11 protein-coding genes are annotated in these 13,230 nt (G+C 58.1%); 6 read left to right on the top strand and 5 right to left on the bottom strand.

From position 1 onward, the window contains the following. Positions 1–106: 106 nt before the first annotated feature. The 3 genes from UP10_RS01235 to hsdR are packed head-to-tail and all read left to right on the top strand — an operon-like array spanning position 107 to position 5,122. Positions 107–1,606, top strand: a complete 1,500-nt coding sequence (locus UP10_RS01235; protein ID WP_245321640.1) for a class I SAM-dependent DNA methyltransferase — start codon at positions 107–109, stop codon at positions 1,604–1,606. Continuing rightward, the gene (locus UP10_RS01230) at positions 1,603–2,787 is read left to right on the top strand and encodes a restriction endonuclease subunit S (protein WP_050043526.1); all 1,185 of its coding nucleotides are present in this window, start codon (positions 1,603–1,605) and stop codon (positions 2,785–2,787) included. The genes UP10_RS01235 and UP10_RS01230 overlap by 4 nt, the downstream gene beginning before the upstream one ends. A gap of 7 nt (positions 2,788–2,794) precedes the next feature. Next, complete coding sequence (gene hsdR / locus UP10_RS01225) at positions 2,795–5,122, top strand: EcoAI/FtnUII family type I restriction enzme subunit R (RefSeq protein WP_044585631.1); 2,328 nt, start codon at positions 2,795–2,797, stop codon at positions 5,120–5,122. 36 nt (positions 5,123–5,158) lie between these two features. On the opposite strand, the gene UP10_RS01220 is transcribed toward hsdR, so the two are convergent. Then, complete coding sequence (locus tag UP10_RS01220; RefSeq protein WP_044585630.1) at positions 5,159–6,304, bottom strand: tyrosine-type recombinase/integrase; 1,146 nt, start codon at positions 6,302–6,304, stop codon at positions 5,159–5,161. 230 nt (positions 6,305–6,534) lie between these two features. Beyond that, on the bottom strand, positions 6,535–6,825 hold the full coding sequence (locus tag UP10_RS01215; protein WP_044585629.1) for a hypothetical protein: 291 nt from the start codon (positions 6,823–6,825) through the stop codon (positions 6,535–6,537). 222 nt (positions 6,826–7,047) lie between these two features. On the opposite strand from UP10_RS01215, the gene UP10_RS01210 reads away from it, so the two are divergent. Continuing rightward, on the top strand, positions 7,048–7,491 hold the full coding sequence (locus UP10_RS01210; RefSeq protein ID WP_044537486.1) for a hypothetical protein: 444 nt from the start codon (positions 7,048–7,050) through the stop codon (positions 7,489–7,491). 184 nt (positions 7,492–7,675) lie between these two features. Beyond that, positions 7,676–8,512, top strand: a complete 837-nt coding sequence (locus tag UP10_RS01205) for a tetratricopeptide repeat protein (RefSeq protein ID WP_082076941.1) — start codon at positions 7,676–7,678, stop codon at positions 8,510–8,512. 171 nt (positions 8,513–8,683) lie between these two features. Here UP10_RS01205 and UP10_RS01200 read toward each other — a convergent pair whose 3' ends face one another. Continuing rightward, a complete protein-coding gene (locus tag UP10_RS01200) occupies positions 8,684–9,394 on the bottom strand; it encodes a hypothetical protein (RefSeq protein WP_044585627.1) in 711 nt (236 codons plus the stop codon). A 199-nt stretch (positions 9,395–9,593) separates the two neighbouring features. Next, positions 9,594–10,427 (bottom strand): hypothetical protein, encoded by an 834-nt coding sequence (locus tag UP10_RS01195; protein ID WP_044585626.1) that lies wholly within the window; start codon positions 10,425–10,427, stop codon positions 9,594–9,596. A gap of 451 nt (positions 10,428–10,878) precedes the next feature. On the opposite strand from UP10_RS01195, the gene UP10_RS01190 reads away from it, so the two are divergent. After that, positions 10,879–11,751: a DMT family transporter gene (locus tag UP10_RS01190; protein ID WP_044585625.1), complete on the top strand. Its 873-nt coding sequence runs from the start codon at positions 10,879–10,881 to the stop codon at positions 11,749–11,751. On the opposite strand, the gene UP10_RS01185 is transcribed toward UP10_RS01190, so the two are convergent. After that, a complete protein-coding gene (locus UP10_RS01185) occupies positions 11,748–13,211 on the bottom strand; it encodes a cryptochrome/photolyase family protein (RefSeq protein WP_044585624.1) in 1,464 nt (487 codons plus the stop codon). The genes UP10_RS01190 and UP10_RS01185 overlap by 4 nt on opposite strands. Positions 13,212–13,230: the final 19 nt, after the last annotated feature.

The raw sequence follows: 13,230 nt of genomic DNA, 5'->3' as shown, positions 1-13,230 counted from the left end.
CTGGTAAGCTATCCGGCTAACGACAATTTCACGCCGTCCCGCGAAAGGCCATCATAAGGGGCAGGGAAGTGGCGTGGGTTTCGCGGAGACGTTTTTATAAACAAAAGTGGCAGCCGCAAAAGGTGGCTGCATCTGGGGGCAACTAAACTTCATGTTTGAACAAGCATTTAAAAATATCGACGATGTGCTCCGCAAGGAATCTGGCTGCACGACAGAGTTAGACTACACCGAGCAAACCTCATGGCTGCTGTTCTTGCGCTACCTCGATGGGTTGGAGGAAGACAAGTCAACAGAGGCGAAGCTGAATGGGAAAAAATATTCCTATATTTTGGAAAAGCAATATCGATGGGAAGCCTGGGCTGCACCAAAAGGGAAGGATGGCGCGCTCGACCACAACAAAGCGCTGACGGGCGATGATCTCCGCGACTTCGTCAACAATAAGCTGTTCCCATACCTTAATGGTTTCAAGCAACGAGCGACCGGCTCCGATACGATCGAATACAAGATTGGCGAAATATTCAGCGAAATAAAGAACAAGATCCAGAGCGGCTACAATCTCCGAGAGATCATAGATCACGTTGATGAGTTGCGCTTCCGCTCACAAAGCGAGAAGCATGAGCTCTCGCATTTGTACGAAGCGAAGATCAAGAATATGGGGAACGCCGGTCGCAACGGCGGTGAGTATTACACACCTCGGCCGCTCATCCGCGCGATGGTGCAGGTTGTGCAGCCGAAGATCGGTGAAAAGATTTATGACGGAGCTTGCGGCTCCGCAGGGTTCTTGTGCGAGTCGTTCGATTACTTGGTTTCGAAAGGGAAGCTCACAACCAAAGATCTCAATACGCTGCAGTCGCGTACTTTTTATGGAAAGGAGAAGAAGTCGCTCGCTTACGTGATCGCAATTATGAACATGATTTTGCATGGCATCGAAGCGCCAAACATTTTGCATACAAATACGCTTACAGAAAACCTCGCTGATATCCAGGAAAAAGATCGCTACGACGTAGTGCTTGCGAACCCACCATTTGGCGGACACGAGCGGCCAGAGGTGCAGCAGAACTTTCCGATTAGAACCAGCGAGACCGCATCCCTTTTCCTCCAGCACTTTATCAAGATCGTTAAGGCAGGCGGACGTAGCGGTATCGTAATCAAAAATACGTTTCTATCAAACACTGACAACGCGTCAGTAAGTCTACGCAAGTTGCTGTTAGAAAGTTGTAATCTCCACACGGTGCTCGATTGTCCCGGCGGCACATTCCAGGGCGCGGGCGTGAAGACCGTCGTGCTCTTCTTCGAGAAGGGCAGCAAGACACGCAAGGTCTGGTTCTATCAACTCGACCCCGGTCGCAACCTTGGCAAGACCAATCCACTCAACGATGACGACCTAACCGAATTCGTGAAGTTGCAAAAGAGTTTCGCCGACTCGCCTCAAAGCTGGAGCATTGACGCCAAGACCATTAATCCCATTACGTTTGACCTCTCCGTGAAGAACCCGGATGGCGGCGAGGAAGTGTTGCATCTTAGCCCAAAGAAAATCATGGACGAAATTGCTGCGCTGGACGCCGAGAGCGCGAAGGTGCTCGGTAACATCAAAGCGCTGCTATGAAGATGCAGTGGCCCAGGAAGCGGCTTGGCGAAGTGTGTGAAGTTATAAATGGTGGCACGCCCAAAACTGGTGTGCCCGAATACTGGGACGGCAAGCACCGCTGGATCACACCTGCGGAGATGGGCAAGCGTCTAAGCCCTTACGTCGCCAACACCGAACGCAAGATCACAGACTTGGGTCTTTGCAACAGCTCGGCTCAAATGCTGCCCCTGCACTCGGTGATTCTCTCGTCACGCGCCCCAATCGGCCACCTGGTCATCAATACCGAACCGATGGCGACGAACCAAGGCTGCAAAGGTTTGATTCCCGGCAGGCAGCTCAATAACAGGTTTTTGTATTATTACCTGAGCAGCATAGTTGATTTGCTGAACTCTCTCGGCACTGGCGCGACCTTCAAAGAGTTGTCGGGCGGCAAGCTCAAGGAAGTCACGATTCCTGTCCCCCCGCTCGCCGAACAGCAGCGGATCGTCGACTTGCTGGACGAAGCATTTGCGGGCCTCGCCACTGCTAAGGCCAACGGCGAAAAGAACCTGCAAAACGCCCGCGCCCTCTTCGAAAGTCACTTGCAATCCGTATTGCGGAGCAAGAAATGGAAATGGAGAACTCTGGGTGACTTGTGCGACGGGGTCGAATATGGCTCGTCAGCGAAATCAAAGAAGGAAGGTAAAGTCCCGGTTCTGAGGATGGGAAATATACAAGATGGGCGGCTCGACTGGGAGAACCTCGTTTACACCAACGACAAAGATGAGATTCAGAAATACCTGCTCAACCATAACGATGTTCTGTTCAATCGTACTAACAGCCCTGAACTCGTTGGCAAGACCGCGATCTACAAGAGTGAGATGCCCGCGATCTTCGCTGGTTATTTGATTCGTATCGTTCGGAATGAAGGTTTGTTGGATGCGGATTTTCTGAACTACTTCCTGAATAGCCAGATCGCTTTTGACTACGGCAAGACGGTGGTCATTTCGAGTGTCAATCAAGCGAACATCAATGGCACAAAGTTGAAGGGCTACCCAATTCCAGCCCCATCATTGGCTGAACAGAAAGCAATCGTTGCGGAGCTCGACGCCTTATCGGAAGAAACCAAACGCCTCACATCCCTCTACGAACGAAAGCTGGCTGCGCTGGAGGCGTTGAAGAAGTCGCTGCTGCACCAAGCATTCGCTGGAGGTTTTTAATTTATATATGAATGAAGCCGAAACGAGAGCTGAACATATCGATCCCGCACTACAGGCGGCTGGTTGGGGCGTTGTAGATGGTAGTCGTATCCGTCGCGAATATCCTATTACGCCTGGCCGGATCGAGGGGCTAGGTCGGCGCGGCAAATCGCTAACCGCCGACTACGTTCTTGAGTTTCGAAATACGAAATTGGCGGTTGTTGAAGCTAAGGCTTGGGAGGAGGCCCTTACCGAAGGTGTCGCACAGGCGAAGAATTATGCGGGAAAGCTTGCTATCCGATTTACGTATTCAACGAATGGCCAAGGAATCTACGGCGTTGACATGGAGGAGGGGACGGAGGGCGAGTGGCCTCGGTACCCAACCCCAGAAGAGCTTTGGAACAAGACTTTTGCGATCCAAAATGCATGGCGAGATCGATTTTCTCTAGTTCCGTTCGAAGACAAAGGGGGCTCACATCCGGGCCGCTATTATCAAGACATCGCGGTTGAAAGAGTGTTGGACGCTGTCGCGAACGGCCGCCAACGCATTTTGCTTACGTTAGCAACTGGTACCGGTAAGACATTTATAGCCTTTCAGATTGCGTGGAAGCTGTTTCATTCCCGTTGGAATCTTAGCCGCGAGCCATCTCGTCGACCGCGTATTCTCTTTCTCGCCGATCGAAATATTTTGGCTAACCAGGCGTACAACGCCTTTTCCGCGTTTCCAGAAGACGCATTGGTGCGGATTGATCCAGCCGATATAAGGAAGAAGGGGAAGGTACCGAAAAACGGAAGCCTCTTCTTTACTATCTTCCAGACCTTTATGAGCGGCACCGGCGAGGAAGGGAAGCCAACTCCTTACTTCGGTGACTACCCGCCTGACTTTTTCGATTTGATTATTATAGACGAGTGTCATCGGGGCGGTGCCAACGATGAAAGTAATTGGCGAGACATCCTTGAGCATTTTTCGCCAGCAGCGCAGCTCGGTCTGACTGCAACGCCGAAGCGTGACGACAACGTCGATACATATAAGTATTTTGGAGATCCGGTCTTTATCTACTCGCTAAAGGAGGGCATCAATGATGGCTTTCTAACGCCATTTCGGGTGAAGCAAATTTCAACGACGCTCGACGAGTACGTGTATACGCCCGACGATAAGTTGGTTGAGGGTGAGATCGAAAGTGGCAAAAGATACACTGAGTCGGACTTCAACAAAATCATAGAGATTAAAGAGCGTGAGGCGCACCGCGTTAAGCTCTTCATGGACCAGATCGATCAGAAGGAAAAGACGTTGGTCTTTTGCGCTACGCAAGAGCACGCCTTGGCCGTGCGTGATCTGATAAACCAGATGAAGAAGAGTAAGGACCCGAACTATTGCCAGCGTGTGACGGCTGAGGATGGGGCGCTTGGTGATCAATATCTGCGGGAATTTCAGGACAACGAAAAGACCATACCAACAATTCTGACCACATCTCAAAAGCTATCGACCGGCGTTGATGCTCGGAATGTCCGCAACATTGTTTTGATGCGGCCAGTAAACTCGATGATCGAATTCAAGCAAATCATAGGTCGCGGTACACGTCTCTATGACGGCAAGGACTACTTTACTATCTACGATTTTGTTAAGGCACATCATCACTTTAGTGATCCGGAATGGGATGGCGAGCCTATCGAGCCAGAGCCGAAGGAGCCAAAGCCAGTCGCCGGTGGCGGAGAGCCGAGCGAGCCCGGTACCGGGGAAGGCGATACTGATCCGTCGCCGCCCAAGAAAAAAATAAAGATCAACCTTGCAGATGGTAAGTCGCGCATTATTCAGCACATGATGAGCACCACCTTTTGGCACACCGATGGGACGCCAATGTCCGCCCAGCAATTTATGGAAATGCTGTTTGGGAAGCTGCCGGAATTTTTTAAGAACGAAGCTGAACTTCGCACGCTCTGGAGCGCACCCGAGACACGAAGGAAGTTGCTCGAAGGTCTGGCTGAAAAAGGATTCGGCCATGATCAACTTGTCGAAATGCAAAAGATTATTGACGCGGAGAAAAGCGACCTCTTTGACGTTCTCGCTCATGTTGCCTACGCGATGCCGACTCTGACGCGAGAGGAGCGGGCTGCAAGAGCTAAGGTTTCGATCAGCGCCAAGTTCAGCACCAAACAACAATCGTTCATCGATTTTGTATTGGCTCACTATGTGAGTGTTGGTGTTGGCGAGCTGGATACGGAGAAGCTTACACCTCTGCTTAGGCTAAAGTACCGCAATTCTATATCTGATGCGGTCGCCGATCTCGGTAAGCCTGAGGAAATCGGGTCAGTGTTTGCTGGCTTTCAGCAATTTCTGTATGAGGCGACGGTATAATTCAGTGCGATAAGAACTCTGGCCTGTAAGAGGTACTCAGGCCGCTAGGGCGGCAGGGGTATCGATGCAAACGCTCTTCACGAACGCTTCCCATTTCTCCATCGCTTCACGCATTTCTGGAAGGTAGGTCCACAGGTCGTAAGTGTCTTCCATGTCCGTGCGAGCGGAAATGTGGTTGACCAACCGCTCCGCAATATCGGGGCGGACTTTCAAGCGGCCAAGGTTTGTTCGAAATGTTCGGCGTAGGTCATGCAACGTCCAAGGCGCAATGTTGGCGATCTTGTCGAGCGCCTTCTTACATTTGCTCCAACCGTTGAAAGGTCGATCCCCCTCAAGCACGGGCCCGCGAGCGGGGAAGAGCAGGGGACTGTCGCGATTCTCTTGAATTTTCTTCTGGATGATTACAGATGCGATCGGCCCGACCGGGAAGGTGTGCTCCCGATTGTTTTTGGTGAGTTCGCCCGGAAGGGTAATGGTCTGTTGGTTGTGGGAGTAGTAGATTTTAGCCAACGCTCCGGTCTCGCCGCGGCGCTGACCCATTAAGATGAGTAGCCGGACGATCTCTCCAAAATCTCCTTCAGCCTGGCCGGCTGCATGCCAAACCGTCCGCAGTTCGTCGTCCGTCAGGATGCGCTTGCGCTTCTTTGACTTGGCAATTTGCATCCCCTCAAGGGGGTTGACGGTGATGTAGCGTCGCTGCGGCCGAATAGCCCAGCGGAAGAATATCCGGCAGACGGCCAAGGCGTGGGCCTGCTCGCTGGGGGTATCGATCAAGGGGTCTGTGATGGCCGAAAGCATAAACGGCGTAACCGCGTCCATACGCTTGGGCTTTAGCGTTGGCAGGAAGTACTTCTCCATCATCCGCTTGTAGTCGCGCTGGGTGCGCTCCTTCCGGCGGGCGATATAGTCGGTCTTGAAGGTCTCATAGGCTTCGCCAAAGCTTACCCGCTCACCGCTTAGGTGCGTCGCAGCAAGAAGCCGCTTCGCCTCCTTCCGGGCGTCCGCAAGACTGATCGCGGGGTAGTGGCCAATCCGAATGCGCCGCCGCTCCTGGCCCCGCATCACAATCCACGTGCGTCGATGCTTGCCAACCCGGATGCCAAAGGCCGGCGTGGTCTCGTCAAAATGCGTGCCCGCCGGAAGCGAACGCACGGTCAAATCGGTGAGGCGCGCGGTGGGCATTTGGCTCTTTTTGGCTCAGCAATCGCGCGTGCTGTGGTGTTACGCGCGTGAGCACTATGAGCGAGTTATGCCTGCAAATAAAGGGCAACTTGCATTTCGACGCGCGCCATGTAGCACCATGAATCGGTGCAAAAAATAAATCGAAATCCGATGCTCTATCCAGCTGAGCTACGAGCGCGTGTGATCGGTCGATTACCAGACCTGAGCCGGAACGGCCAGTGGCGCCGGCCTCAGAAGCAGGGATGCCGGTGGCGGTCCTGGCCGATATAGGCGGCCGAGCTCTGGTAGCATTTGCTGGTCGAGGGGCCGTCGTAAAAGGCGAAGGTGCCCGCGTCCAGGCCGGGGCCGTAATTGTGCAGATAGCTGATGTGGTAGGGCAGGCCCCAATAGGCGTGCCGATAGTGGTGATGCCGGTGGTGCGGATAGGCGGAGAGGTCGGCCGCGACGGCCGGGGTGAAGGCCACGGCGGCAGAGGCTGCCATGGCAACGGCGAACGCGGCAAAAAGCTGGATCTTGGTCATTGGCGGCCTCCGGGCATCACGCTGGAATCGGCCATTTGGGCCGCTTCATGGTCCATTTAACCCGGAATTGGGCGGAAAGCTGCGGGAAATCAGTCACAGCGCGCCAAAATTCGCCTTTTTGCGGATGCTTAACCGATTGCCAACACAGTCCGGCCAGAGTCTTGGGGTGAGGTCCGTCCGGGCCGACCCATCCTGACCAGGCATTTCGGTTTCGAACGTTCCATGCGCATCACGCCCCTTGCCTTGCTGTTTCTCGTTCTGGCTGCCGCGCCTGCGCGGGCGGATCTGCACATCACGCGCGACCATGGCGGCTATGTCGAGGAGTACAAGGCCAAGTACAAGCGCATCAAGGAGCGCGGCGAGCGCGTCGTCATCGACGGCATCTGCAATTCCGCCTGCACGCTGGTGTTCGGCATCGTGCCGATGAACAAGATCTGCGTGACGCCGAAGGCCAGCCTCGGGTTTCACCAGGCCTATTACGACAAGGCCTTCACCTTCGGCATCAAGGTCACCAGCATGGAAGGCACTTCCGACCTGATGTCCTATTACCCTGATACGGTGAAGGACTGGATCCGCCGCAATGGCGGCCTCACCACCGAGATGAAGAAGATCAAGAACGGCGTCGATCTCTGGAAGATCGTCGATCCCTGTCCAGACGAGTGGTAGGGCGAGCCGTCTCGCGCGTCGCGTCTTCGGTGTGACGTCGCCATCCGACACCAGCAACACCGACGCTTTCGACTTGCTCAGCACGGCCGTGGCGACGCTGCCGACCACGACGAGACTGTTGCCTGGACCCCCGGTGGATGGCACGTTAAACGCCCGATATCATCCATCTTGGTGAAGTTCTCTCGTGAGTGGCAGGCAAAACAATCTTCTTGCTCAGGCGTTGCAACAAGGCGCGCAGGCGCTGCGAACGCAGCAGTTCGGTCTGGCGGAGAAGATTGCAACCGAGATCCTGAAATCGAGCCGCACCGACCGGAATGCGGCGCTGATCCTGGCTCACGCCCTGAGGGGCCAGAATCGGGCAGGCGAGGCGATTGCGCCGCTCGAAAGGGTTGCACGCCGCGGCAATGACGGGGAAATCGAGACCCTGCTTGGTGCATCGCTGTGCGATTCCGGGCGGGCGCCTGACGGCATCGAGCAACTCCGGCGTACCGCTGCGCGGCGCCCACTCTATTTGCCCGCCTTTCAGGAGCTCGCAGGTCAGCTTGCCAAAGCCGGACGATTCGACGAGGCCATCCGGACCATCCAGGATGGCGTCGAACTGGCCCCCGAGAGCGTCGACCTGAAACTCGACCTCGGACGGCTGTTGCAGCAGAACGGTGAGCGTGCCAAGGCGCGCGACGTCCTGACGATCGCGCGTGACGCTGCGCCCGGACGCACCGATATCCTGAGCGAACTTGGCCGCGTGCTGCTCCTCGAGGGAGACTACACCGCTGCTGCGGACGCCTACCGCCACGCGCTCGCGCTGCGTCCGGACGACGGCTTGACCCGCGCCAACCTCGCCACCTGTCTCATGGAGAAGGGAGAGCGCGATGCCGCCGAGGCGGCGCTGCGCGTGGTCATGAAGGGCCGACCCCATTTGCTTGGCCGTGCCGCCTACGTGCTTGCCGCGTCATCGCATGGCCGCTTCTTTTTCGATTTGAGCGCGGTTGCGAAATTCCTGGGGGAGAATCGTCTTGAATAGCTCGGCCGATCTCCTCACAAACTCGTCATGCCCGGGCATAGCCGTCCGAAGCACGGCGTCGCTTCCGCTCCGCCTATGTCCCGGGCATCCACGTCTTCGTTTCGATAGCCCCGCCCGCAAGCGGGAGCCGACTTCCTTCGCGGTTGCTATTCAACCCAATCTCATCGCGCTTCAGGGTCTGAAATTCTTCCGGTAGAGATCGTGCTGCCGCCCCAGCTCATTTCGGAATTCGTGAACCCGCTTGGTTTCTTCCGCCGTGAAGACAGACGTCTGCGCGGTCCAGCTGTCTCGTTTGACGGGAATACACTGCGCGATCGGCGTGCCCTTCGGGAGGACGCCGCTGAAATTCCTGTCATGCCAGTGCGCAGGGAAGTGCACCCAGGTATCGGTATAAACGTCGCAATTGACCAACCCGGTGAGCGTGGTGAAGGGCAGATCGAAGCGATTGGCAGGGTGCGTGAAGTAGACCGCATACCCTTCCGGGGCTTCAATGGCCCACAGATTGTGGAATTTCATGAAGAAGCGCTCGGCGTCGAAAATCGGCGTACCGGTGACCTGACCTGGATCGTGGAATCCGATGGGCGAGCGCGGAAAATCGAGTTCTCCTCCCGGAGGGATATCATTGTCCCAGGTGATCTCTCCGTTCTCGACCTTCAGGTCGCAGATCAGCGGTAGCAGAAACCCGTGGGTCATGGCGTCGACGAATGGCGGGCACCGCTTGACGGTTTCCTCGTCGCGCAGGTTGATCGAGCTGAAGGCTTTCGCCGGCATCGCCTTGAGCCAGTCGGGAACGCCTTGGGCGGCCGGCACCGGCCGCGGAAGATATCCTTCGAGTTCTCGCGGACAGCGAAATTTAAGCGTCAGTTTGTCGTTAGTGGGCATTGGGCGCTTCCGTGGCCTGATTGGCGGCGTGACAATGTCACAGACTAAAGCGTTTTCAAGCGAAGTGGATACCGGTTCGCGCTGGGAAATGCGTCAAAACAACAATCCAGAGCCCCGTTCCGATTCCATCGGAACGGAAGCGTCTCTTGCGCCCAAGATCAATTAAGCGGAGCGCGCCAGGCGGATCGTTCAGCCACGGTCATCTCACCGGCGGCGCTGCGCGCAGTTCTTTCGACAGTTGGAGAAGCGCGGGCCGATAGGGCGGGTGAGGGTCGTCGTCATCGGGGATGGCGCAATCCCCAAATTCCTGGTGGATGCGCTGGATCTCCATGACGCGATCGTTCAGGCGCTGCAGATGCTCCAGCGATCTGGCTTTCCAGTAACGGAACGTATCGCGCGTGGTCGGCACGAAGGCGGTGCCGAATAGCGTTGGATCGGGCACGATTGTCCGCCCAAGCAGGAGGTATTTGTCGGAGCCAACGATGACGAGGGTGGCGTAGTTGCGGGGCCCGTTCGCCTTGAGGCCGTTGAGCGACAATTCGCACAATTTGCTGAAGTAGGGCTCCTCCCGCCAGCGGTCGGGACAGTCGAGATCGACCTGGATGTTGAGCGCGTCCAGGCTGAAATGCGGGACGATGCCCGTCGCCTCCGGGAACCAGTCATCATCGAGATGTCCCTGCAGCCAGGCGCAGCTGAACGACCGGCACTGTCGCGGGCGTTTGTCGTAGATCTCGCAGCCTCCGCCCGTTCGAATGTGGTTGCATGCCGTGTTCACCGGTTTCCCGAGATCGGTCACTTCGAGCACCTTGCAACAGAGCGTGCATGTTCCGCACTGCCGCACGGTCGGCGTCGACGGCGGTATCCCGAGGGCCCACGAACCCTGGCTTTCGCGAAATAGCAGCTTCTGCTTCTCCAGCGCGCTCAACGCGCGTTCGACCTTGAGCCGGGACAGTCCGGTCGCATCAATGATGCGTTTTGTCGTCGTCGCGCCACTTTCGACCGCCCGAACGACCACCAATGTCACTTGATCCATGTTTCCAGCCGGCTTCTTGTGCCTTGTTGTGGGCCGTCGGCATCGGCGGCGACAGATCGCCAGCACGTGGTATCGGGATAGCCGCAGCCGAGATAGCACGAGCCTATCCGGGCGAACAAGGTGCCGCAATGTGCAAAGGCTCCTCGGAAGGCGCCCTCTGCTTAGAGAGGGCGGAACGAAGAGCAAAGCTCGGGCAATCATGTCGCGAGAATGCGAAGCTGCGTCCCCATCCACAGTGTCATCGCCCGGCCTGTGCGCAATTGCGCACATGGACCGGGCGACCCAGTACGCCGCGGCTCATCGACTCAATCACTGACGTCTCTGGAATACTGGATCGCCCGGACAAGCCGGGCGACGACAGCACCAACCTGGTCAGAGCATCGCCTCGCATCACGCCCTGCAAAACTTCGCGATTGCCCGCCGCCGCGTCTTCAGGCAATGACGGCCGCAAATGAACAAAAGCTTCGAGGAAACTGCCGCTCGTCTGGCACCGGCGATTTTTGTCGTGCTGTGGAGCACGGGATTCATCGCCACCAAATACGTCATCAACAATGCCGATCCGCTGACCTATCTGGCGATCCGCATGGCGCTCGTGGTCGTGGTGATGGCTGTGATCGCCGCGGTCGCGCGGCCGAAATGGCCGGACCGCATAGGTGTGGTGCACAGCGCGGTGGCCGGTATCCTGGTGCATGGCATCTATCTCGGCGGCACCGCGATCGCGATCGCGCATTCGATACCGGCCGGGCTGTCGGCGCTGATCCCGGGCCTGCAGCCGATCCTGACCTCGACGATTGCCAACCGCTGGTTAGGGGAGCGCGTCACGCCGTTGCAATGGGGCGGGCTTGTGCTCGGTCTCGCCGGTGTCGTCTTGATCCTGCACAACCGGCCGATGGCGGGCGAGGCGGGCTGGGGCTGGTTTGCTTCCGGCGTCTCGCTGATCAGCATCACCTTGGGCACGCTCTATCAGCGGCGCTTCTGCAACGCGATCGACTGGCGCGCCGGCAATCTCGTGCAGTACATCGCGGTCACGATCTTCTTTGCGATCGGCGCGTGGCTGTTCGAAGCCAACGTCGTGCACTGGACCGGCGAATTCATCCTGGGGCTGGCGTGGCTGGTGTTTGCGCTGTCGATCGGTTCGATCGGGCTGTTGTACTGGCTGATCCGCCACCATGCCGCGACCTCGGTCGCGAGCCTGTTCTATCTGGTGCCGGCGGTGACCGCGCTGATGGCCTATGTCCTGTTCGGCGAGCGGCTCGACATTGTTGCGATCGTGGGCATGGCCGCTTGCGCAGGGGCGGTGCTGCTGGTCAATCGCCGCGCTTAATCCTTGCCGCGGATCTTGGCATAGGCCGCCAGCGCGCGCTCGCGGCCCTGCTTGTGATCGACGATCGGCTGCGGATAGGTCTTCCCGAGTTCGACGCCGGCGCTTGCGAGTTCGATCGGCGTCGCGGTCCAGGGCTGATGGATCAGGTTGTTGGGCAGGTGAGTGAGCTCCGGCACCCAGCGCCTGACATAGGCGCCGTCGGGGTCGAACTTCTCGCCCTGCAGGATCGGATTGAAGACGCGGAAATAGGGCGCGGCATCGGCGCCGGAACCCGCGACCCATTGCCAGTTGGCGGGATTGGAGCCGGCATCGGCATCGACCAGCGTGTCCCAGAACCATTGTTCGCCGGCGCGCCAGTCGATCAGGAGATGCTTGACCAGGAACGAGGCCACCACCATCCGCACCCGGTTGTGCATCACGCCGGTGTGCCAGAGCTGACGGATGCCGGCGTCGACGATCGGATAGCCGGTCCGGCCGCGCTGCCAGGCCTTGAGCGCCTTGGCGTCGCGCTTCCACGGAAAGCCGTCGAATTGCGCCTGCAGGTTCCGATCGGCCAAATCGGGGACGTCGAACAGCAGATGGCGGCAGAATTCGCGCCAGCCGAGTTCGCTGAGGAATTTGTCGATGTCGCCGACAAGGCGAGGGTGCTCGGCGGCGGCGAAGCGGGCGGCGTGCCAAATTTGGCGCGGGCTGATCTCGCCGAAGCGCAGATGCGGCGACAGGCGCGAGGTGCCGTCGCGGTCGGGCCGGTCGCGGTCGCCGCTGTAGCCGCCGATACCATCATCGAGGAATGCCTTGAGCTGCACCTGCGCTGCGGCCTCGCCGGGACTCCAGCTCTCGCGCAGGCCGCCCGCCCAATCGGGCCGCGTCGGCTCGAGCGCCCAGTCGCTGACGGCCTCGCTCGCGATGCCGGGAACGGATGTGAGCTTCTTCGGCACCGGCAACGGCTTCGGCGGATCGCCGAGCCCCTGCACGCGCCGCCAGAACGGCGTGAACACCCGCAGGCCGCGGTTCTCCTTGTTGCGGATCGCCTTGGGTTCGACGAGCAGGTCGCCTGGGAAGATTTGCGAAGAGATGCCGTCACTTGCGAGCGCGGCCTCAACATCCCCGGCAACGGCTTGATGCGGCGCCTGCGCGATCTCGTTCCAGAACACGGCGAAGGCATTGGTTTGGCGCGCCAGCGCTGCGATCACGCTCGCCGCCGGTCCCTTGCGCAGCACCAGCGACCCGCCGATCGCTGCGAGATCGTTGCCGAGCGCGCGCAGCGACTGCGCGAGCCACCAGCGCGCCGCGCCCCCGAGGGGGCGCGCGGCCGGTGGTTTCAGTGCGCGGCTTTCTTCGTCCAGCACATAGAGACAGGTTACCGGCACACCGCGGCTGGCTGCTTCGTGCAGGGCCGGGTGATCCGACAGCCGCAGGTCGTCGCGGAACCAGACGATGATCGGCTGAGTGGGTGTCACCCCTACCTTACGTGCCTGC

It is taken from the genome of Bradyrhizobium sp. LTSPM299, assembly GCF_000938235.1.
In the GTDB taxonomy this organism is placed as follows: Bacteria; Pseudomonadota; Alphaproteobacteria; order Rhizobiales; family Xanthobacteraceae; genus Bradyrhizobium.
The sequence above is the reverse complement of the archived record's forward strand: the minus strand, read 5'-3'. Positions and strand labels throughout refer to the sequence as shown.